This is a genomic window from Nocardia sp. NPDC055053 (genome assembly GCF_053608285.1).
Genome location: NZ_JBSGVD010000019.1, coordinates 54,634 through 74,389 on the forward strand (window position 1 = coordinate 54,634; position 19,756 = coordinate 74,389).

At 65.1% G+C, this 19,756-nt stretch carries 19 protein-coding genes and 2 pseudogenes; 11 read left to right on the forward strand and 10 right to left on the reverse strand.

Translation table 11 applies throughout. From position 1 onward, the window contains the following. Positions 1 to 145: 145 nt before the first annotated feature. The 3 genes from ACWF82_RS20650 (at position 146) to ACWF82_RS20660 (ending at position 2,271) form a co-directional block, all read left to right on the forward strand. Positions 146 to 949, forward strand: coding sequence for a DeoR/GlpR family DNA-binding transcription regulator (locus ACWF82_RS20650; RefSeq protein ID WP_452503368.1), 804 nt, complete (start codon positions 146 to 148; stop codon positions 947 to 949). Beyond that, positions 936 to 1,463 carry an NAD(P)-binding protein gene (locus tag ACWF82_RS20655; RefSeq protein ID WP_452503370.1) on the forward strand — a complete coding sequence of 176 codons (528 nt, stop codon included), beginning with the start codon at positions 936 to 938 and terminating at the stop codon, positions 1,461 to 1,463. The genes ACWF82_RS20650 and ACWF82_RS20655 overlap by 14 nt, the downstream gene beginning before the upstream one ends. Before the next feature lie 73 nt (positions 1,464 to 1,536). After that, positions 1,537 to 2,271, forward strand: coding sequence for a transposase (locus ACWF82_RS20660; protein ID WP_452503510.1), 735 nt, complete (start codon positions 1,537 to 1,539; stop codon positions 2,269 to 2,271). A gap of 335 nt (positions 2,272 to 2,606) precedes the next feature. On the opposite strand, the gene ACWF82_RS20665 is transcribed toward ACWF82_RS20660, so the two are convergent. The 6 genes from ACWF82_RS20665 to ACWF82_RS20690 all read right to left on the reverse strand — a co-directional run bounded on the left by ACWF82_RS20665 (position 2,607) and on the right by ACWF82_RS20690 (position 8,026). After that, positions 2,607 to 3,386 carry a hypothetical protein gene (locus ACWF82_RS20665; protein WP_452503372.1) on the reverse strand — a complete coding sequence of 260 codons (780 nt, stop codon included), beginning with the start codon at positions 3,384 to 3,386 and terminating at the stop codon, positions 2,607 to 2,609. Continuing rightward, positions 3,386 to 3,673: a hypothetical protein gene (locus tag ACWF82_RS20670; RefSeq protein ID WP_452503374.1), complete on the reverse strand. Its 288-nt coding sequence runs from the start codon at positions 3,671 to 3,673 to the stop codon at positions 3,386 to 3,388. The genes ACWF82_RS20665 and ACWF82_RS20670 overlap by 1 nt, the downstream gene beginning before the upstream one ends. A gap of 129 nt (positions 3,674 to 3,802) precedes the next feature. Beyond that, positions 3,803 to 4,576: an NADPH-dependent F420 reductase gene (gene npdG, locus ACWF82_RS20675; protein ID WP_452503376.1), complete on the reverse strand. Its 774-nt coding sequence runs from the start codon at positions 4,574 to 4,576 to the stop codon at positions 3,803 to 3,805. Continuing rightward, the gene (cofC, locus tag ACWF82_RS20680; protein ID WP_452503378.1) at positions 4,573 to 5,190 is read right to left on the reverse strand and encodes a 2-phospho-L-lactate guanylyltransferase; all 618 of its coding nucleotides are present in this window, start codon (positions 5,188 to 5,190) and stop codon (positions 4,573 to 4,575) included. Before cofC ends, npdG begins: the two co-directional genes overlap by 4 nt. Then, positions 5,187 to 7,730, reverse strand: coding sequence for a bifunctional FO biosynthesis protein CofGH (locus ACWF82_RS20685; RefSeq protein ID WP_452503380.1), 2,544 nt, complete (start codon positions 7,728 to 7,730; stop codon positions 5,187 to 5,189). Before ACWF82_RS20685 ends, cofC begins: the two co-directional genes overlap by 4 nt. A gap of 2 nt (positions 7,731 to 7,732) precedes the next feature. Beyond that, entirely contained in the window at positions 7,733 to 8,026 is a 294-nt protein-coding gene (locus ACWF82_RS20690; protein ID WP_452503382.1) for a Dabb family protein, read from the reverse strand. A 268-nt stretch (positions 8,027 to 8,294) separates the two neighbouring features. On the opposite strand from ACWF82_RS20690, the gene ACWF82_RS20695 reads away from it, so the two are divergent. From ACWF82_RS20695 to ACWF82_RS20725, 7 genes are all read left to right on the forward strand, one after another. Continuing rightward, a complete protein-coding gene (locus tag ACWF82_RS20695) occupies positions 8,295 to 9,269 on the forward strand; it encodes an LLM class flavin-dependent oxidoreductase (protein WP_452503512.1) in 975 nt (324 codons plus the stop codon). Positions 9,270 to 9,326: 57 nt separating this feature from the next. After that, the gene (locus ACWF82_RS20700) at positions 9,327 to 10,100 is read left to right on the forward strand and encodes an enoyl-CoA hydratase-related protein (RefSeq protein ID WP_452503384.1); all 774 of its coding nucleotides are present in this window, start codon (positions 9,327 to 9,329) and stop codon (positions 10,098 to 10,100) included. Next, positions 10,100 to 11,257, forward strand: a complete 1,158-nt coding sequence (locus ACWF82_RS20705; RefSeq protein WP_452503386.1) for an acyl-CoA dehydrogenase family protein — start codon at positions 10,100 to 10,102, stop codon at positions 11,255 to 11,257. The genes ACWF82_RS20700 and ACWF82_RS20705 overlap by 1 nt, the downstream gene beginning before the upstream one ends. Then, complete coding sequence (locus ACWF82_RS20710; protein WP_452503388.1) at positions 11,250 to 12,350, forward strand: acyl-CoA dehydrogenase family protein; 1,101 nt, start codon at positions 11,250 to 11,252, stop codon at positions 12,348 to 12,350. Before ACWF82_RS20705 ends, ACWF82_RS20710 begins: the two co-directional genes overlap by 8 nt. Before the next feature lie 10 nt (positions 12,351 to 12,360). Continuing rightward, on the forward strand, positions 12,361 to 13,977 hold the full coding sequence (locus tag ACWF82_RS20715) for an AMP-binding protein (RefSeq protein ID WP_452503390.1): 1,617 nt from the start codon (positions 12,361 to 12,363) through the stop codon (positions 13,975 to 13,977). A 66-nt stretch (positions 13,978 to 14,043) separates the two neighbouring features. Continuing rightward, entirely contained in the window at positions 14,044 to 14,919 is an 876-nt protein-coding gene (locus ACWF82_RS20720; protein WP_452503392.1) for an SMP-30/gluconolactonase/LRE family protein, read from the forward strand. 34 nt (positions 14,920 to 14,953) lie between these two features. Continuing rightward, positions 14,954 to 16,153, forward strand: a complete 1,200-nt coding sequence (locus tag ACWF82_RS20725; RefSeq protein ID WP_452503394.1) for a TetR/AcrR family transcriptional regulator — start codon at positions 14,954 to 14,956, stop codon at positions 16,151 to 16,153. A gap of 227 nt (positions 16,154 to 16,380) precedes the next feature. Here ACWF82_RS20725 and ACWF82_RS20730 read toward each other — a convergent pair whose 3' ends face one another. The 4 genes and pseudogenes from ACWF82_RS20730 to ACWF82_RS20745 all read right to left on the reverse strand — a co-directional run bounded on the left by ACWF82_RS20730 (position 16,381) and on the right by ACWF82_RS20745 (position 19,454). Beyond that, positions 16,381 to 16,773 carry a hypothetical protein gene (locus ACWF82_RS20730; protein WP_452503396.1) on the reverse strand — a complete coding sequence of 131 codons (393 nt, stop codon included), beginning with the start codon at positions 16,771 to 16,773 and terminating at the stop codon, positions 16,381 to 16,383. 53 nt (positions 16,774 to 16,826) lie between these two features. Continuing rightward, positions 16,827 to 17,000, reverse strand: a pseudogene (locus ACWF82_RS20735) (IS481 family transposase); the annotation flags it as partial. Positions 17,001 to 17,039: 39 nt separating this feature from the next. Beyond that, positions 17,040 to 17,387 (reverse strand): histone-like nucleoid-structuring protein Lsr2, encoded by a 348-nt coding sequence (locus tag ACWF82_RS20740; protein WP_452503513.1) that lies wholly within the window; start codon positions 17,385 to 17,387, stop codon positions 17,040 to 17,042. Positions 17,388 to 18,038: 651 nt separating this feature from the next. Next, positions 18,039 to 19,454 (reverse strand): MFS transporter, encoded by a 1,416-nt coding sequence (locus tag ACWF82_RS20745; protein ID WP_452503398.1) that lies wholly within the window; start codon positions 19,452 to 19,454, stop codon positions 18,039 to 18,041. A gap of 128 nt (positions 19,455 to 19,582) precedes the next feature. Between ACWF82_RS20745 and ACWF82_RS20750 the strand changes: the two are divergent. Beyond that, positions 19,583 to 19,747, forward strand: a pseudogene (locus ACWF82_RS20750) (IS3-like element ISAar45 family transposase); the annotation flags it as partial. Positions 19,748 to 19,756: the final 9 nt, after the last annotated feature.

Below are 19,756 nucleotides of genomic sequence, written 5' to 3' on the forward strand. Positions count from 1 at the left end.
TCGTGCAGCATGGAGGCATTTGGCCAGGCTGCGGCGGCAATCCGCCGATTGACTGCATGATTTCGTGCTATCCTGCACGAAAGCATGCAGTAGTGATGGCAGCCTGTCAATATTTCACGCACAACGGCGAGGTGTCTCTAAGGTCGTGGCATTGATCCAGGCAGAACCCACCGGGAGGCACCCGTTGCTCGCAAGTACTCGCAGGGGCGAGATTCTCAATCGATTGACCGCCGACGGCTATGTAGAAGCCAAGGAGCTCGCCCGGGAGTTGGATGTCGACGTATCGACCATCAGGCGTGATCTGGACTTGCTCGATCGCGACGGGCAGGTTCAACGCACGCACGGAGGTGCCCGGGCCATCCCCGGGGCGACCGCTGACCTACCGTATGCACAGAAGGTGGGCGTCCATCTGAAGGAGAAGGCTGCCATCGCCCATGTGGCCGCGTCGTCCATTCGCGATGGTGACACTGTCGTGCTGGACAGCGGGTCGACAACCTATGAGGTTGCGGTCGCGCTCCGGCACCGCGAACACCTGACTGTTATCACGAATGACCTGCGTATAGCTGAATACGTGGCCGGTTTGCACCGGTTCCGCCTACTCGTAGCAGGCGGCGAGGTGCTTGGGTCTGTGTACACACTGATCGGCGATCGCACCGTCGACTTCTTGCGTGACTACGGCGCGGACTGGGCGGTCCTCGGTGCAGATGCAGTAGATGCACTCGCCGGTATCACGAACACAAATACGCTGGAGATCTCAGTCAAACGGGCGATGGTTGCAGTTGCACGTTCCACGATGGTTGTTGCCGACAGTTCAAAATTCGGACACCGAGCGCTTGCTCGGGTGGTTGGTCTGCATGAGGTGGACTTGCTGATCACCGACTCTGGCTTGGATGAAGGAGAGGGAGAGGCATTCGGGGAGAGGCTGATTCGCGCGGATGTTGAAGGATAGCAGTGGCCAGGAATTCGAGCATGTAGATGTCCTTAGCATCGGCGCAGGATTGTCGGGAACTGGCGCCGCCTGCCAGATCCAGCGATCGTCTCCATGGCGGCGTCTGGTAATCCTCGAGGAGCGCAACTCCTCCGGTGGAACATGGGACCTGTTTAGATATCCGGGCGTCCGATCGGACTCGGACATGTTCACGCTCGGCTATCGATTCCGGCCCTGGCTCGGAACAAATGTGATTGCGGACGGGGAGTCTGTGCTCAAGTATCTACGGGATACGGCCGCTGAGGCAGGGGTCGATCGGAAGATACGATTCGGCCACCGCGTGGTGGGCGCCGATTGGTGGTTTCCGTTGTGCGCGCTGACGCCGGTCGTGTGGTCCGCATCTCTGCGTCATTCCTGCTCTGCTGTTCGGGATACTATCGTCATGACCACGGGTATACGCCACATTTCCCTGGGCAGGAACTCTTTGCCGGGCCAATACTGCATCCGCAGCATTGGCCGCAAGGCCTTGACCTAAGGGATGTCCCGTAAGTTGTTGAGCGGCAACCGGTATCGTGTCGCGGGTGGTGATCTCGGCGGCTGACCCGGTGATGGTGGAGTTGTTCTCCGGGCTGCGACCACGCACGTTCGCTCGTCTGGTCGCCCGGTTGCGTCGTGAGGGTGCCGATCGGCCGTTGCGAGGCCGGCCGTGGGGGTTGTGTTTCGAAGACCGGGTGCTGTTGGTGGCCACCTACTGGCGGACCAACCTCACGATGCGCCAGCTCGCGGCGGTGTTCGGGGTATCGAAATCGGCCGCGGCCCGGGTGATCGAGGACCTGGGGCCAGCGTTGGCGCTACGACCTCGGGCCCGGTTCCCGCGGGGCGCGGTACTGATCGTGGACGGGACCCTGGTCCCGACCCGTGACCATAAGGTCGCCGCCCAGAGTAAGAACTACCGGTACTCGACCAACCATCAAGTCGTCATCGATGCCGATACCGAACTCGTCGTCGCGCTTGGGCGTCCGTTGCCGGGTAACCGTAACGACTGCCGGGCCTGGACCGAGTCCGGTGCCGCTCATGCCTGCCGCAACGCGGTGGTGATCGCCGACGGCGGGTACCAGGGCACCGGGTTGGTCATCCCGCACCGCCGGTCACCCGGTATCGAACTGCCGGAATGGAAACAAGCCCACAACAAGTCTCACCGCAAGGTTCGCGCCCGTGTCGAGCATGCTTTCGCCCGGATGAAGACCTGGAAGATCTTGCGCGATGGCCGCTTACACGGTGGCGGGGTGGGCGTCGCGATGGCCGGGGTAGCGACGCCGGCTAACCTCGCCCACGCCTACTGATTCCGGTCCGAGTAGGTCACGTGAGGTTTCCGGGCATGGGGTCCAACTCGCCGATATGCTGACGGTCGTTGAGGGCCTATCACCTCAACCCGGCAGGTCGAGGCGCCAATTCACATTTATTCTCGTGATCCAAGTGGAGCGCATGCGTGATGCCGATCCTCCGCTGCGGCGTCGACCTGAAGATGGTCGACTGAGTCTCCAGCCCTGCCCAATATTTCGCTCCATTTCGTGCGGAATCGGGTGACCCGGGCTGTGATCGACGTTTCCCGCACAACGCTGACGGACCATGCGGCAACGAGAAAGGTTGCGAGCAGCATCAGTTCGGTGCGTATGCCTCAGTCATTGTTCTCTCGGATCCTCGTCAAACGGCATCTGGCTTGCAGTGTGTCCGCTCGTCGGGGCAACGGCTGGTAGAGGGCGGGTATCAGGCGGTAGAGGTCGAGGCGGTCGATGCGAAATTTCGTGACAACGGCTGTGGGGATCGTTCCGTCTTCGGGCAAAGGACGTAGGAACAGCGCGTCGCGTCCGCGGCGAGCCGCGGCGAATTCCGCGATCGCGGCAACCACGCTCTGCTCAGCACCGGGCATGTGAGCGTCCTCTTTTGCCGTGCGCATAACCGACGTTGTGGCTAGATACTTCGCGACCACGGCCGCGATAGCCGTATCGGGGATGCGGCACGGCGGCGGCGGGCACCGGTAGCGGACCGGTGCCAACGCTTGCAGGCCACGCAATTTGGGGCGACACCGCGCGTCGTCGCAACGATGGTGCAGCCGCACCAGCGTTCGGGCGTGGTCTCTGTCGACGAGTCCGGGATCGATGCGGCAGAACGCGCGAGCGGCTGCGGCTTCCCACACGGTATGGGTGGTCGTGTGGTCGTGCATTCTCTGCGTTAGCGCTTCTTCCAGCTCCGACTCGCACATGCGTGGCGACCTGCCGCCCGATCTCGTTTGCGCGAGTGCTTGTTCGGCGCGGGCCCGTATCAGGCAGTGCTCGGCGCTGCATCCATCGGCGAGCATCAACAGTGCCATCGCGGCGAAGAAGGAGTGGATTGGTCCAGGGTCGTCGGTGCAGTCGTGTGCCGATGGTTGGGGGTTGAGGGGGTCTGGCGTGGTCATCAGGGAATTACCCAGTTTCGTTCACAGGGGAGTCGGGGCAGCGACAGTGCGACGGTGCTGGCGCGCAGGATGGCGTTGGCGTTGGTATGGGTGGCGTTGAACGCGGCGGTGAATCGGCGCGCCGCGCTGGTGCATGCCTCGTAGAACAGGTCCCAGCACTCGCCTTGGATGTCGGTCCAGTGGATCTGGATCACGATGTCGGGTTCAGAGTCGTGCGGTGGGGAGTGCTCGAACATGGTGTGCCCAAAGGTCGGATGGATGGTTGGATGGTCGCGGTGAACCGTCACGGATTTGGGACCGCTTTGGGTTGTTCTGGGGTTCTGTCCGCTGAGTTGTGAGATTCCAATCCGTTCGATGGAAGGATCTCCGCTCGTGCCAAATCGTCTGGTCCTCCCATTTGCAACGCCTCGACTGCGTCAGCGATCCGCGAATTCCAAGGGGAGCTCGATTCGCCTGCGATGTTGATGACTCACTTGGGCAAGCCCTGCAAGGTGGCCGGGTCGGTGCTCGCCGAGTCCGGTGATCCGGATGCCCGAGTGGGCCTTGTGCTTGCGGTTGATGGAGATCAGAACGGCGGTCAACGGTTCGAGCGCCCGCGCCAGACGAAGTTTGCCGCCGTCGATACCGGGTCGCCCGGCGACGGAAGCGGCGAGGTCGATGGCGATCTGCTTCCCCTCGGCGGAGTCGCCGACGACGATCACATCCTCGTCGAGGAACTCGTCCTTGCCCCACAGAGCGGGGGCGGAGACATTGTGGAACGCACCCACGACGGTGGCCGCGGGCGCCAACTCGGCGGCCGACTCTGCCGCCGAGCCCTCACCGCCGTTGATAACTCGGCCGTGCGCGCCGCGCTTGTCGAATGCGAGCGGGTTGACGCAGGAGATGATGGTCTTGCCGTCGAGCGCGCCTTCAGCTGCCAGGGACGCGACAAGCTCGTCGTGGCCGTCGTAGGGAACTGCGAGGAGCACGACATCCGCCCCTGCAACAGCGTCCGCGTTCGCCGCACCCCGGGCGGATCCGGCGCCCGCGACCTCGGCGAGGCGCTCGGTCACTTGGGCGGCGACAGCCTCGGCTTTGTGGGCGACGCGGGAGCCGAGCACTATGTCGTGGCCGTGGCGGGCGAAGCGGTAGGCCAGGCCTTTGCCCTGCGCGCCGGTGCCACCGATCACTGCGACGGTGTACTTGGTCATGGCTGTTCTCCTCGGGTGCGATAGTCGAGCTGGAAGGGGTCGGTCGGGGTGTCGAGGTCGGTGCTGAGCCCCCGTGGGGCACCGCTCATCGCGACTGCGCCCAGCCCGGTGAAGCGCCGCGCTGAGCCAGCACCGAAGACCATCGGGAGCTGGGAGCCCGGCGGGATCGAAACGAAGGTTGTGCCAGTGCCGTGGTGGTCCGCGACATGGCAAGGCACGCCGGACCGGACCGCGTCGGCGAGCGCTGGCCAGAGCTCGGCTGGGCGAAGCCGGGGCAGGTCGGCGACAAGGACGACAACGGTGGCTTCGGGGTCGCTGTCCTGCAGCTCACCGAGGGCGGCGTGGAGGGCCGAGTTCAGGTCGGTCGCCGCGTCCAGCAGAACCGTCACCCCAAATGCCTGGGCGCGTCGTACGACGGCCTCGTCCGCGGTCAGCACACAAACCTGTGACGGCTCAAGGCATGTCGTCGCCACCTGCAACGTGTGTGTGAGCAACAGTTCCGCGGCGGCTCGGCGGCTCGGCGCATGACTCGAAAGGCGAGTCTTGGCTGTCGTGAGCCGCTTGACAGGTATCACAAGGCGCACCTGTCGTAGCTGGTCAGCGGCGGTTCTCATCGCATCACTCCGTGGTAGATGGTGGTGCGCTCGCGTACTGGCCGGTCGATACCTGCGCCGATCTCGATGAGCTCGTCGACGGTTTTGGCGGAGCCGTGTTCAGAGCCCGCCATACGGGAGATGGTTTCCTCCATCAGGGTGCCGCCGAGGTCGTTGGCGCCGGCTTTGAGCATGGCGCGGGTACCGTCGACGCCGAGCTTGACCCAGCTGGTCTGGATGTTGTCGATCCGGCCGTGTAGCAGGATGCGAGCCATAGCGTGGACCGCCAGGTTGTCGCGCAGCGTGGGCCCCGGGCGAGCGATGCCCGCGAGGTAGATCGGCGCGCTGGTGTGCACGAACGGCAGCGGCACGAACTCGGTGAACCCGGCCTTGCCGTGCTCGCGCGCGGAGTCCTGGACGTCCTTGAGGACATTGAGGTGGCCGACCCAGTGGCGCGGGCTGTCGACGTGCCCGTACATCATCGTGCTGGTCGTCGGGATGCCGAGCCGGTGCGCGATGCTGACTACATCTATCCACGTGCGCGCAGGGAGCTTGCCCTTGGTGAGCACCCAGCGGACCTCATCGTCGAGGATCTCCGCGGCGGTGCCGGGCAGCGAGCCCAGGCCGGACTCGCGGGCCTTGGTCAGGAAATCCTCAATCGATAGGCCGGTGCGGGCGGTGCCGTTGACGACCTCCATCGGAGAGAAGGCGTGCACGTGCATGTCGGGCACGCGCTGCTTCACAGCGGCGGTGATGTCGAAGTACGCCGACGCGGGGAGCTCGGGGTCGATACCGCCTTGCATGCAGACCTCGGTCGCGCCGAGGTCCCACGCTTCCTGGGCACGGTCGGCGACCTCGGCGTAGGACAGCGAGTAGGCGTCGGCGTCGGTGCGGCGCTGCGCGAACGCGCAGAACCGGCAGCCGACATAGCAGACGTTGGTGAAGTTGATGTTCCGGTTCACGACGTAGGTCACGGCATCACCGACGGTCTCCTTGCGTAGGTCGTCGGCCAGGCGCACTACGGCGCGGAGCAGGTCCCCCTCAGCCGTCATCAGGGCCAGCGCGTGTTCCTCGGAGAGGTTGCCCGGGTCAACCTCAGCGGCGCGGAGCGCCTCGCCGCCTTCGGCGTGCAGCACTGCGGGCGCGCTCGTGCGCCGGGCCGCGTCCTGGACGGCGGCCCAGTCGCCGTAGATAGATGTGAAGTCGCCGCGCCGGTCGGCGACACGGCCCCCGGTTGGGCCGTCGTCGTCGATGGCCTCGTGGAGGTCTGTCCGGCCTGCCGACTTGAAGCCGCCGTCGGGCTCCTGCCAGGGCATACTCTGCGGTTTGACGCCTGGAATAGCCAGTCCGTCGGGGCCGGCGAGAGCAGCGACGTGGCCGGTGATGCGGGGGTCCAGCCAGGCCTCGCCGCGCTCGAGCGAGCCGAGTACGTACTCGGGGTGGACAGTCAGTCGGGCCTTCAGGTCAAACCCGCACTTGGCGGTGATCGAGCTCAGCCGTGCCAGCGAGGGCCAGGGTCGCTCCGGGTTGACGTGGTCGGGAGTCAGCGGCGAGATTCCGCCCCAGTCGTCGACCCCCGCACCGAGCAGCGCGCGGCACTCCTCGAGGTCCACGAGGTTCGGCGGCGCCTGCACCCGCGCCTTCGGACCGAGCACGAGCCTGGCGACGGCGATCGCGGCGCGATACTCGTCGAGGCCGAGATCGTCGGTGTGCCGCATCGCAGTGTCGGGCTTTGCCCGGAAGTTCTGGACGATGACCTCCTGTACTGCGCCGTAAGCCCGCGAGGTCGCCCGCAGCGCGAAGATCGTCTCGGCCCGCTCGACCAGTGTCTCTCCGATCCCGACCAGCAGGCCGGTGGTGAACGGGATCCCCTGCCGCCCGGCGTCCTCGAGAACCCGCAGCCGAACTTCGGGATCCTTGTCAGGGGAGCCGAAATGCGCCAACCCCTTGGTCTCGAACAGCCGTCGCGACGTTGTCTCCAGCATCATTCCCATCGAGGGACAGACCGGCTTGAGACGGTTGAGCTCCTCCCACGACATCACCCCGGGATTCAGATGGGGCAGCAGCCCGGTCTCCTCCAGCACTCGGACCGCCATCGCCCGGACGTAGGCCAGCGTCGAGTCGTACCCCTGCTCGTCCAGCCAGGCCCGAGCCTCGGGCCTGCGGTCCTCGGGCCGGTCGCCCAACGTGAACAACGCCTCGAGGCAACCGAGCTCCGCACCCTGGCGGGCGATGCCGAGGATCTCGTCCGGGGCCAGGTACGGCGCCCGACCATCACGGGCAGCCTGCGCGGGAGTCTCAACGAAGGTGCAGTAGTGGCACCGGTCCCGGCAAAGCCGGGTGACAGGGATGAAGACCTTAGGCGAGTACGTCACGGTCGCGGGCCGGCCCGCCGCGAGTAGGCCGGCATCGCGCACCTTCGCGGCCGCGTCGGTGAGCCGGTCCAGCTCCTCACCGTTCGTGGCGAGCAGGACCGCGGCCTCGGCGACATTGATCGCCTTGCCTGCAATGGCCCGCTTGACGGCGCGAGCGACCTCCCAGCGGTTTGGAGGTTCAGTCACCGTCAGCTCTCTTCCTCAACCAAGAACTGAACGCTGCTCATGGACGCTACGAGTTCGACGGGCAAGGCCTGATGCGCCGGGTGCTGGAGGTAGCAGTAGAAGTCCGCAGCACTGTGGAACTCGCTGACAACCGCGTAATCGGCGTTGTTCGCGCGTTCCCCCAAGTCAGGACCTTGGCGGGTCCGCATAGGGACATCGACCTGGTCCGGCAGTGCGGCCAGCGCATTACCGAACGCCGTGACGTCGTCTGCGGTCGCGGAGCTCTTGAAGGTGATGGTCAGGCAGTGGATAAGCACGATGCCTCCTCGCTCGGCGTGCCATGTAGCACCCATCACACACTCGGCGACTGGCCTTCAAATGTCAAGGTCTTCAAGTTACTGACGATGGACATATTGGGTCTGAGTTGCGGCTCTACCTGGTAAAACACACCCATATCGTACTCAAAAACTAGATATTAAAAGTTATTGAGCATTGACTTTAGCGCGATCATCTTCTTATGATGTGACTGTCGCCACTGAGGTTCCTCCTCGGTGATGGCTTTCATTCGTACTGAGAGGCGTGACCATGAAACTGGGATGCTCGTTCGCAACGTCGCTGGAGACCCCGGAGCACATCCGCATCGCCGAGCAGCTCGGCTACGAGCGGGCCCTGTGCTACGACTCCCCGGCGCTCTACCCCGATGTCTGGATGGAGTTGATCCAGGCGGCGGAGATCACTGAGCGGATCGTGCTCGGCACGGGGGTCCTGATCCCAACCCTTCGTCACCCGATGGTCACCGCATCCGCCATCACGACCTTGGTTAAGGCGGTTGGTGTCGAGCGCGTCCTGGTGGGTGTCGGCAGCGGATTCACGGGACGTAGGGCCATGGGACAGCCGCCGGTCCCTTGGGCGAAGGTCAAGCAGTACGTCCTCGCCGTTCAGGCGCTGCTCCGGGGTGAGCAGGTCGAGTGGGACGGCGGCATCATGCAGCTGATCCACCCGGATGAGCGGTTCGGGCCCGCACTGCCGATCGAAGTGCCGTGGGGCATCGCCGGAGAAGGGCCGAAGGGTTCTCAGATTGCGAAGGACCTCGGTGCGGAGCTGTTCCGGATTACGGTTCCGGAGCCGGGCTACCACCAGCAGATGATGATGCTTATCGGCACCGTCCTCGACGACGGGGAGCCCCTCGATTCCGAGCGCGTCATCGACGCTGCCGGCCACGCTGCCGGACTGCACCTTCACTGGGCGGTCGAGAACAACATGATCGACGAGCTCCTCGGCGAGGGCGGTCACGTGTGGGCCTCGGCTTACGACCACATCCCAGAGAACGTGCGCCACATTGCAATGCACGACCGCCATGTAGTCGGCGTGAACGAAGTCGACCGGCCGTTCATCACCGCTGAGGTGTTGGCCGCGGCGGGCGTGGCGCTGGACGCGAAGGGATGGCGGGACAAGTTCGACGAACTCCAAGCGGGTGGGTGCAGCTATGTGCACTTCCAGCCCGCTGGCAGTGACATCCCTCGCGAGCTCGAAGCGTTCGCCAGGGCGTTCCACGGCTGAGTGCAATCCGAGCACTCGACATAGACCACGCAAGATATGAAAGGGCGACCCGAACACATGAGCGAATTGCGCCATCTCGAGTGGCGGGAGGACGGCCCGATCGCGACCGTCTGGATGAACCGCCCACCGGTCAATGCGACTGACCAACCGTTCTACGCCGAGTTGCGGCACTTCTTCAGCCACAGCCGGGACTACTTGCCGCAGGCACGGGCCGTGGTGCTGGCCGGACGAGGGCGCCACTTTTGCGGGGGCAATGACCTTGCCGACTTCCAGACAATGACCCCGGATAATGCGCCCGAGCGCCTGCAGTTGGCCCGCGAGGCGTTCTGGGCGATCTACGACTCCCCATTCCCCGTCATCGCCGCGGTCCACGGGGTCGCGGTCGGCTCTGGTCTGGCGATCGCCGCCTCCTGCGATCTTGTCGTCGCGGCTGAGGGCGCCAAATTCGCTACCCCCGAGGTGAACGTCGGGGTGCTCGGTGGGGCAAAGCACCTCTCGCGGCTAGTGCCTCAGGGCATGGTCCGATTGATGCACTACACAGGTGACCTCTACCCGGTCGAGAGGCTACTTCCGTATGGCGGGATCGTCGAGATTGTCTCGGAGGACCGGCTGCTCGGCACCGCCCAAGAGTTGGCGCTGTCGATCGCACGGCACAGTCCGGTCACTCTCGAGCTCGCCAAGCGCAGTCTGAACGAGATCGAGCACATGGACCTCAAGCCAGGCTACGAGTTCGAGCAGAGCTTGACTCGAGAGTTGTCCGGCTACGAAGACGCCAAGGAAGCGGTCAACGCCTTCCTCGAGAAGCGCACGCCGATCTACACGGGTCACTGATGGAATCTCTCGACGCATTCCGCACACGCGCCCGCTCCTGGCTGGCCGAGATCGAGCCGCCCGAGGTACCCCTGGACCTTGATCAGCGGTTCGCGGCTCTGAGGGTATGGCAGAAGACTCTGTTCGACGCTGGCTGGATGGGCCTGGCTTGGTCCAAGGAGGCCGGTGGTCAGGGTCTGACCTACTTACACCAGCTGGTGTTCATCGAGGAACTCGTCCGTGCTCGCGCGCCACAGCCGATCGGGTTGATCGGTCTGGATGTCGTCGGGCCGTCGATCGACCGCTACGGCGCCGACTGGCAGCGCCAGGAGTTGCTGCCACGGTTGCTTTCGGGCGAAGACATCTGGTGCCAGGGGTTCTCCGAGCCTGACGCCGGCTCCGACCTCGCGGCGCTGCGCACCCGAGCGGTGCTGGACGGCGACGACTTCGTCGTCTCAGGCCAGAAGGTCTGGACCAGCTGGGCTCACTTCTCCCAGTGGTGCGCACTCTTGGTGCGCACGGACGCGTCGGCGCGCAAGCAGGCAGGGATCAGCTACCTGTTGGTGGATATGAGTACGCCCGGGATTACCGCCCGGCCTATCGAGCAGATGACGGGCGACCGGGAGTTCTGCGAGGTGTTCCTCGACGAGGTTCGCGTCCCGCGCCGAAACCTGCTTGGCGAGATCAACGGCGGATGGGCCATCGCCACCCACACCCTGGGCACCGAGCGCGCAGCTGCAACTCTGCGCCGTCGGGTCGAGCTCGAGGTCGCCCTAGAAGATGCAGCCGATGAACTCCGGGAGCACACCGGCTTCGACGTCAATAGCGCCGCACGACGCCGTGCAGAGGCCGTGTTGGGCCGCGCCCAGGTCGCCCTGCGGGTTCTGGACGGGCAGACGCGACGCACGACGCAGCGTCTGGTGGCCAACGTCGGCCCGACCCCGGTCGACTCTGTTGACAAGCTCCTCCTCAACCAAGTCGAACAAACCGTCTTCGCCGAGATCGCAAGCCTGCTCGGTCCGCTCCGCGTCGTACGCGGATCTCGTCCGCTCGGGCTGCGCTCGGAGCGGTGGGCGCACGAACATCTGTTCTCCCGCGCAGCCTCCATCTACGGCGGCAGTACACAGATCCAGCGCACCATCGTATCCGAGCGACTGCAGGGGCTGCCCCGTGATTGACACAACCCAGGACGACACCGACCAGTTCGCCGACGCGGTCGACGAATACCTGGCCACGTCATACGACGGCGACCGGCGCCGCCAAATCCTCGAGAGCGCGGACTGGGACGTGAGCTTCTCCCGGGAACTGGTCGAGCTGGGGTGGTACTCCCTGGCCGTGCCCGAGGAACACGGCGGCCTCGGCGCGGGCCTCGACGCGCTAGGCCCAGTCTTCACGCAGCTTGGGCGGCATCTGGTCACTGGGCCGCAGCTGGAGTCATTCCTGCTTCCTGCGCTCCTGCCATTGGTGGTGGGCCCTTCGGATGTCGTGGCCCTGGTCGACCCAGGCGTGACCCACGATTGGCGCGCCGAGTTCGGCTCGGTGACCTTGACCGACGGGCGTCTCGACGGCGTAGCGAACGCGGTCCGATTCGCGCAGCAGGCGACCCTGCTCCTCGTGGTTGCAGCCACCGAGTCCGGCGAGGTGCTCTGCGTGGTGGACCCGGCGGCACCCGGCGTACGAGTCACCGACGCCGACAGCGCCGACCCTGCGACGGTGTTTGGCAAGGTCACGCTGCACGGCGTCGAGGCCCAGGCGTTGTCCGGAGAGAGGGCTGACAGCGAGCTTGTCACCCGGCTCCGCGCCTGGACACGACTGCTCATCGCCTGCGAGCTGGGCGGGCTCGCGCACCGCAGCCTCGAACTCACCGTGAAGTACGTCGCACACCGCGAGCAGTTCGGTCGCCCCGTTGGCAGTTTTCAGGCCGTCAAGCACATTGCGGCCGACATGCACGCCACTTGGGCAGGAGTGGACAGCCTTTGCCGCGCCGCAGTTGCCGACGCCAGACGGGCGTCTCTCGACGACCTCGAACTTCTCGGGATGACCGCCAAGGCACACGCCGCCGAGGCCGCGATCCGAGTGTGCGAGATGGCCATCCAGCTGCACGGCGGCGTGGGCTTCACCGCCGAGGCCGACGTCAGCTGGTACTACCGGCGGGCACTTAGCCTGCGCGCCTGGTACGGCGACGCGGAGGAACTGCAGCGTCAGATCGGCGCAGCGGTGCTCAACCGACCACGCTCGGGGCGTCACAACCAAGATCCCCAAGACAACTGAGAAGGCAGATATGAAGGCAACCACCCTCGACGAGGAACGCCTGCAGCGACTCACCCAAGCAGGCTCGTGGGCGGGCAACCTGATCGACGACTACCTCGCGGCGGCAGCGTCGCGGACACCGGACAAGGTTGCCGTCGTCGACCGCGCTGGGGCTCGTACGTACGGCGACCTCGACCACGACGTCAACCGGTTCGCCAACGCCCTGGCGAACCGGGGAGTGGAGCACGGCGACGTGGTCTCCTGGATGCTCCCGAACTGGGCCGAGGCGATCGTAGTTCACCTAGCCGCGCTGCGGATCGGCGCCATCAGCAACCCGATCATCCCGATCTACCGACACCGGGAAACCGCATTCATCATGCGCCAAGCCGCCACCAAGGTAGTCGTAGTGCCGAACGAGTTTCGCGGCTTCGACTACCCGGCGATGATCGAGGAGATCCGTCCCGACGTCCCCTCCCTCCAGACCGTCGTTGTTGTCGGAGGCGAGGCAGAACAGGGTCCCGGCCGAGTCGGATTCGACGCGCTCCTCAGCGAGGCAGACGTCACTACTCCCGCCCGCAGTGGACGCGACGCGAACGACATCGCCCTGCTGCTCTACACCTCCGGCACCACCTCAGCACCCAAGGGCGCGCTACACAGCCACAACACCCTCGACTATGAAAACCGCAGCATCATCGACTTCTTCACGCTCAGCGCAGTGGACGTCGTGTTCATGCCCTCACCCGTGGGCCACATCATCGGCGTTCTTTACGGAATGCAGCTGCCCTTCATGCTCGGCAGCACCGTTGTCCTCCTGGATGTGTGGGAACCCGGCCGGGCGCTGGAGCTCATCCAGCATCACCGATGCACTTTCACCGTAGCCGCGACCCCATTCCTTCACGGGATCCTGCACCACCCCGAGCTCTCGTCCTACGACACCGACTCGCTCCGCGTCTTCGCATGCGGCGGTGCCGATGTCCCTCCGGAGCTGGTTCGCCAGGCCAGCGGAACCCTCGGATGCATGGTCAGTCGCGGATACGGCTCGACCGAGTTCCCCACCGCGACTGCGTGCAACGCCCACGACCCGCTGGACAAGCGCGCGAGGACGGACGGGAGACCGATCGGAGATGCCGAGGTCCGCCTGTCCGAAGACGGTGAATTGCAGGTACGCGGACCCGAGCTGTTCCTGGGCTACCTCGACAGCGCCCTCAACACGGACGCTTTCACCCCCGACGGCTGGCTGCGCACCGGCGATCTCGCCCATATCGACGCCGATGGGTATGTCGAGATCACCGGCCGCCAGAAGGACATCATCATCCGCGGCGGCGAGAACATCAGCGCCAAGGAGATCGAAGACGCCCTCTTCGAACACCCGCGAATCCGCGACGTCGCGGTGGTCTCCGCACCGGACCCCGTCCTGGGCGAGCGTGTATGCGCCGTCGTCGTGCCGACTGCAGGAACAACGGTCACGCTGCCTGAGGTCATCGAATGGCTCACCGACCGCCGAATGACCCGACAGAAGCTGCCCGAGAGCCTCCTGCTTCTCGACGAGCTACCCCGTAACCCCAGCGGCAAGATCCAGAAATTCAAGCTTCGCGAACTGACCCGAAGAACCGAGGACGGCGTGCACCCCCGACGCGCTGAGGCGTAGAAGGCCACACCGCCCAATGTCTATATCTCCCAGGGAAACCAACCCATCACAGACAACGGAGTCACCATGAAACTGCACGAAGCACCCACCGAATTCGCCTCGGGCCACAAGTTCCTCGAAGGCTTGCGCTGGCACGACGGCCGGCTCTGGGCAAGCGACTTCTTCGGTGGCGGGGTTCTGACCTTCGACGCGGACGGCACGGCAACCACGGTCGCTACGGTCCCCGGCGCCCCCTCCGGACTTGGGTTCCTGCTCGACGGCACAGCGCTGGTCGTCTCCCAATCCGACGCCACGATCCGGCGCATCGGCGCTGACGGCTCCCTGAGCATCTACGCCGACTTCAGTGACGTCGCCGGCGGGCCCGGCAACGACCTGCTCGTCACAACCGAGGGTCACGCCTACGTCGGCAACTTCGGATTCGCGGTTGGCAGCGAGGAGCCCAAGCCCACTACGCTGGCGCACGTCGATCCGCAGGGCACCGTCAGCGCCGTCGAGGGCGACGTACTATTCCCCAACGGAATGGCAGTCACCCCCGAAGGTGTCCTGCTAGTGGCAGAGACATTTCGCCATCGGATCAGTGGCTACGACATCGGCGCCGACGGCACCCTGTCCGGCCAGCGGGTGTGGGCCCAGCTCGAGGACTCCTACAACCCCGACGGCATCGCCCTCGACAGCGACGGCGGTGTCTGGTTCGGCAACGCACTGACCCTGGGCGAGCTCAGTGGGTTCTACCGGGTGACCGAGGGCGGCGAGCTGACAGACAAGATTCCGACCCCCGCGTCCCAGGCGATCGCCTGCGCGTTCGGCGGCAGCGACCTCACAACCCTCTACCTGGCGTGCAACACCACCAGCATGGAGGACTTCCTCCAGGGTCGTTCACAAGGCCAGATCATGGTCTCGAAGGTCGGTCGCACCGGTGCACCAGGATCGGCGGGCGCCTAACGAATCGACACCCGCGGCGACGTACGCTCCTGCCATGGAGACTGTCACAGGAGGAGGGTCGCAGCCACGACGCGGGACTGTCCTGCGACGAGCCGAGATCGCCCGCAATGCTAGCGAGCTGTTCGCCTCGCGTGGTTTCCATGCTGTGCGGATGGACGATATCGCCCAGGCCAGCGGCATCACCGCGCGTGCGTTGTACCGGCACTACGCAAACAAGCAGACCCTGCTGGCGCACGTGGTGCTGGAGGATCAGCAACGGGTGATCAGTACCCTCGCCGCACTCGACGAGCAGCCACCGGACACTCGTACCTTCGACACGAGCCTGGCCGCGATCACCGACGCCGCTCTGGACACCGGTGCTCTGTCACTGCTCTGGCAGCGCGAAGCGCGACACCTCGCCGACGATGACTACCGCCGGGTCCGGAGGCAGACCCGGCGGATGGCCGAGCGCGTCGAAAATCTGCTGGTTAGCACCGGCCATGCCGGTCTGGACCCGACAGTCTCCGACATCCGGAGTTGGGTTGTGATCAGCCTCATTTCGGGCCCGAGCCTGTACGGGAGCACGCTTCTGCGGCCACGCCTGGCAGAAGAGATCTCTGCGGCGGTGCGGCGCGTAATCGCCGCGCCGCTGCCCATCGCAACGGCGGCAGTGGAGGACTCTGCCCAGCGGAGTCCGTTGTCCCGGCGCGAGCAGCTATTGTCCGCCGCTGCCCGAGCGTTCCGCGAACGGGGATTCGGCGCCGTGAGTATGGATGACATCGGCAGTCAGGTCGGGGTCGTGGGGCCAGCGCTCTACCGGTACGTCGACACCAAGGCCGAGCTGCTCGCGGCTGTGCTCGGTCGGCTGCACGAGTGGCTCGCCCTCGAATTGTCCCGTGCGATGAGGACCAACTGCGACGACGCTGAAGTCCTGGCCCTGATCGTCCGCGGATATGTCCGCGTCGCACTGGAGGCCACGGACTTGCTTGCGGTGTGGCTCACCGAGCGCCTCAATCTGCCCGAAGCAACACGGGAGCCGCTCAACCGGTTGGAAGCGGACTACCTCGCCGAGTGGCAACGCTGGCTCTTGGCCGCCCGGCCCGAGCTGACCGATGCCCGGGCACTTGCCCTTGTCAAGGCTGGTAAAACTCTCGTCGACGACCTGGTGCGGATCCCGCACCTGCGTGCCCTCCCGATTCTCCCGGAGGAGCTAGAGACAGCTGTGTTCGCGGTAATGGACATTGCGCCTCGCTGAGCTACTGGCGCTGCAATGTAGTCGAAGGTTGCATCGACCCGGCTGACTGTCGTCGTGAGGTGCACGGTCGGAAGAACTCATTCCTGAGTACTGCAACCACACTCGGGCGGGTTTGTGCCAGCAGCTCAGCCGGTTGGTTGACCGGCTGTCGGCGGCTGACCTGGTTCGGTGTGGGCATTGGCCGGTCTGTAGCACTCACTCGAACAGATTGAGGTTGATCGAGTGTGCTAGTGCCAGGTAGCCGGTGTCGTTGCCGTGCAGGTGATCGCCCATATGGTGGCCGTCTTTGACGCGCCCGGGACAGCCGGCGTCGCGCCACACGGCGTCGAAGTCCAGGATCGCGTCGAACGCCGAACTGCTGCGGATCCGACGTGGCGACGGGCTACCTCGCCAGCGGGGGTATTCAGCTCCGACCCGCCGAACGGAGTCAGCGTGGCGCCGAAGACCGCCACACCGCAGTCGTGAGCTCTGTCGATGACCTGCCGGTAAGCGCGGATGACGTCGGCGGTGGAGACAGGGACATCGGTGGTCATGATCGCGGCCGTCTCCGGGTCCACCTCGCCAGGCGCGACGGAAGAGGCGATGTCGTTGAGGACTTGGAACAGGATCAGGTGGGTCACTCCGGGTACGGCGAGTGCGTCGCGGTCGAGCCGCCGTTGCCGCTGACTGCGCCGACCATGTGGCCGGGCCGTTGGGCCACGATCGGGCGTGGTGTCCGGTTGATCTCGCCGGTTGGTTCGATGAATCGGCGGCGGTTCAGGCCGAGGTGTTGTAACTGCCGGGTCACCGTCGTGACTGCGATATCGACACCGGCGCAACGGAGTTCGTGGGCGATGCGTCTGGATGCCTGCTAGCAAGCCACGTCGGTCCAAGACCCGTTGGTCGGTCAGGCGACGGCTTTGTTGTAGGCATCGACGATTTCGGCGGCGATGCGGCCGCGCGCGGAGACTTTGTGGCCGTTCTCCGCGGCCCAGGTGCGGATCGCGGTGAGATCGCTGCGGTTCCGCGCCGGCTTGGTCGGTGCCGGAGTGGTTCGACTCGTCGACTTGGCTGTACGGCCGGTCTTGCGGGCGTGCGAAACCCATTGCTCAAAGTTGTCGCGGAGCTTGGCGGCGTTGGTCTCGGAGAGGTCGATTTCGTAGAGGGCGCCATCGACACCGAAGGTGACCGTTTCGGTAGCGGGTGTGGTGCCGTCGATGTCGTCGACGATGTTGACTACCACTTTGCGTGCCATGCGGGTGTTCCTGTCTGGTCGATGAATTGGCCGACGCTGCCGCCCGGGTTTGGGAGGCAGCATGGATGACTATCTCACGCCCGGACTTCTCACATGCACCGCGGTTTCGGCGATCGACGGATGGCAGGTGACCGGGTCGAGTCCAGGTGGGGAGCTTCGTTCGGGAATAGTTGTCCGGAGCTGCGCTGTTTGTGGGCTTGGGGCAACAGTCCACGTCGAACTTGCTCGAGAGCGGTCCGGCTTTCGTGGGGGTTGCTTAGTGTGGTCTTCCACGGCCTACGGACAGCGCGGGTACGCCAATTCGATATATCTCACCTCCTTCAAACACGACGGGACCCGGGCTGGCGCCACATCGACCCGCAGCTAGCACTCGACTGCCAAGCGGCGTGGCTATGCCAGGTCTGCGGGCTCGGGCTCCCACCACGCGCATGGGTAGTCGTCGACAGGTCTGGTGAAGTGGTTTCGGGAACTGCGCTGCACCAGGCATGCATGGCCATGGCAGCTGCCCGGTGCCCGCGCCTGCGAGCCGCGACCGATCTGAAACCCTTGAAGTCGACCGCGGGCAGATCCTTGCCGACGACGTTCCCCTGTCGGAATTCCCTACCGTCGAGCATTGCGACGACTTCGGTCCGTACGGAAGTGACTGCGCTATTAGCGTGTAGCCGGGGGCCATCCCGACGGCACCTGCCCATCCGAACGATCGGTGGTCGGCGTCCCAGCCTCGGCTGGTGCATAGCGCCTCAGCAAGCTTAGGGCCGTGATAACGCTCACCAATGAGATGGCTGAGTAACCGAGCGCGATGCCCCACTGTGCGCTTCGTGGCTGACTGACCGTATCGCCTGCGGTCGATGATACGAATCCACTGGCAGCAAGAACGAAGCTGTAGATGCCGGCACCCGCAGCGCCTCCGATGGTCTCGCCAGCCGACCACATCCCTGCAAGAACCCCCGCACGGCGATGACCGGACTCATTCGCGTCGGCGGCCAACGTGTCGGCGAGCATGGCTTGCGGCAAGATCTGTGCCCCGGCGAAGCCGACACCGGCGACCAGGACAGCTGCGCAGGTGACCTCAAACCTGACCGAGTGTTCCACGTTAGGTAGCGCGGCCACTACGAGTGCGCCTGCGCCGAAGATCGAAAGCGCCACGGTCAGGCAGGATTTCTTGCCGTACACCACCGCAGCACGACGCCATGCTGGCATTGTCAGCAGCATCGGCCCTATCGCACAGAGGAACAGCGGCGCGAGCGCGCTGTCCGATCCAAGTATCTGCTCGGACAGGTATGGCAGACCCGCCAGCGTGACGGACATGACCACCTCGATAAGCACGAACACCCCCAGCAGGGTGCGAAACGGTCGGTTCCGGCGTACCGCGCTCAGCGACTCGCGCAGCGATCCAGCCTGTAGCGACGAGGTCACCGCCGCTGCGCGGGTGGATCGACGAGCGCTGTAGATCGCGCCGCACGCGCCTGTAAAGATCAAGCCGCTCATGGCGAAGGCCATCACTTGGTATTCGCCATGTTCGCCACCATCTGCCGCAGCGAACGACGAGGCCATCCCCGCGACCATAATCATCGCCACACCCAGCCAGGCCGTGCGCCACGCCATCATCGACGTGCGTTCCTCGGAACTGGCCCCGAGTTCGGCGGGCAGAACGCTGTAGGGGATCACGAAGGCAGAAAAACCGAGTCCCGTCACCGCCAGTGCAGCGCCCACCCACCACGCAGCGCCATTGCCGCTGACAGGGGAGTGGAAGATGGATACGAACCCCAGGGGGAGCACCACCATTCCCGCGATCATCCAAGGTCTACGAGGCCCCAGGCGTGACACAGTCGAGTCGGACAATCTCCCGATGATGGGGTTGTAGACCAGGTCGAGCAACTTGGGTAGGAAGACGACGAATCCTGCCAGCGCGGCAGTGACGCCAAGAATGTTGGTCAGATAGTACAAGAGGACCAGGCCCGGCACCATGGCATAGGTTGCAGTTGCCAGGGATCCGAGGCCGTAAGCCAGGCGAGCGTGAGTCGGGAGCGCGAACCCCTGCCGGGGGCTATCGGCGGTCAGCGTCACAGTATGCCTTCCTAGGGGCGCCAGTCCAACGGAGTAGGCATCGGTCCGAATTTGTCGTGGTAGGCGATGGCGGGAACGCCGCTCATGCAGCCATCAGATTGATGCTCGGTTGCGGCGTTCTCGATGCGTACGTTTGCGCGGTGAAGGACGTGTTCTGGAACCGGATCGTGGGCTACTCGATCGACTCGAGGATGAAAGCTCGCCTCGCCGTCGAGGCTCTGGGCTCGGCTGCGGCGCGACACCGCATACGGGAATACATCGCACTGGCTAAGGTTCGATCGGATCCAGGATCTGCGGCTGCT

Bases quoted from the DNA above. Each gene is read 5' to 3' on its own strand.
- ACWF82_RS20655 (WP_452503370.1), top strand. From the start codon at position 936: ATGTTGAAGGATAGCAGTGGCCAGGAATTCGAGCATGTAGATGTCCTT.
- ACWF82_RS20660 (WP_452503510.1), top strand. From the start codon at position 1,537: ATGGTGGAGTTGTTCTCCGGGCTGCGACCACGCACGTTCGCTCGTCTG.
- ACWF82_RS20665 (WP_452503372.1), bottom strand. From the start codon at position 3,386: ATGACCACGCCAGACCCCCTCAACCCCCAACCATCGGCACACGACTGC.
- npdG (WP_452503376.1), bottom strand. From the start codon at position 4,576: ATGACCAAGTACACCGTCGCAGTGATCGGTGGCACCGGCGCGCAGGGC.
- cofC (WP_452503378.1), bottom strand. From the start codon at position 5,190: ATGAGAACCGCCGCTGACCAGCTACGACAGGTGCGCCTTGTGATACCT.
- ACWF82_RS20695 (WP_452503512.1), top strand. From the start codon at position 8,295: ATGAAACTGGGATGCTCGTTCGCAACGTCGCTGGAGACCCCGGAGCAC.
- ACWF82_RS20700 (WP_452503384.1), top strand. From the start codon at position 9,327: ATGAGCGAATTGCGCCATCTCGAGTGGCGGGAGGACGGCCCGATCGCG.
- ACWF82_RS20705 (WP_452503386.1), top strand. From the start codon at position 10,100: ATGGAATCTCTCGACGCATTCCGCACACGCGCCCGCTCCTGGCTGGCC.
- ACWF82_RS20715 (WP_452503390.1), top strand. From the start codon at position 12,361: ATGAAGGCAACCACCCTCGACGAGGAACGCCTGCAGCGACTCACCCAA.
- ACWF82_RS20720 (WP_452503392.1), top strand. From the start codon at position 14,044: ATGAAACTGCACGAAGCACCCACCGAATTCGCCTCGGGCCACAAGTTC.
- ACWF82_RS20725 (WP_452503394.1), top strand. From the start codon at position 14,954: ATGGAGACTGTCACAGGAGGAGGGTCGCAGCCACGACGCGGGACTGTC.
- ACWF82_RS20740 (WP_452503513.1), bottom strand. From the start codon at position 17,387: ATGGCACGCAAAGTGGTAGTCAACATCGTCGACGACATCGACGGCACC.